Origin of the sequence: Terrisporobacter mayombei (assembly GCF_020748465.1) — a bacterium.
Taxonomy (GTDB): domain Bacteria; phylum Bacillota; class Clostridia; order Peptostreptococcales; family Peptostreptococcaceae; genus Terrisporobacter; species Terrisporobacter mayombei.
Map to the genome: position 1 here is coordinate 1 of NZ_JAHZMP010000212.1, position 459 is coordinate 459.

Annotated in this window: 2 protein-coding genes; both read left to right on the forward strand. The window is 56.2% G+C overall.

Annotated elements, in window-relative coordinates:
- On the forward strand, window positions 1–257 hold a 257-nt coding region (locus K0039_RS21195), incomplete at its 5' end, for a GPO family capsid scaffolding protein (RefSeq protein WP_228106878.1).
- Between the two features lie 16 nt (window positions 258–273).
- The coding region (locus K0039_RS21200; protein WP_228106879.1) for a P2 family phage major capsid protein at window positions 274–459 on the forward strand (186 nt) is incomplete at its 3' end.

Sequence of the window (459 nt, forward strand, 5' to 3'; positions counted from 1 at the left end):
CCGATGACGTCCGGTTCTCTGATGTGCATAAGGCCGTGGAACTGGTCGCCACTGAGCAGCAGAACCTGAGCACGCGCACCGAAAAATCCCTGTCTGAGCAGGAAGAACGCCTGTCTGAGCTGGAGACTGCTCTGCAGGAGCAGCAAACCGCCTGTAACGAACTGGTGGATAAGCTGAGTCATGAAGACAGCCGCCAGGACTACCGCCAGCGTGCAACAGGCGGCAACGCCCCCGCTGACACTCTGACCAATTGCTGATGGAGCATAAAACCCAATGAAGAAGAATACCCGTTTTGCTTTTAACGCTTACCTGAAGCAACTGGCGCGTCTGAACGGTGTGGCAGTTGAGGAACTGTCCAGCAAGTTCACCGTAGAGCCGTCTGTGCAGCAGACGCTGGAAGACCAGATCCAGCAGTCCGCCGCTTTCCTGACGCTGATTAACGTCACGCCAGTGACTGAG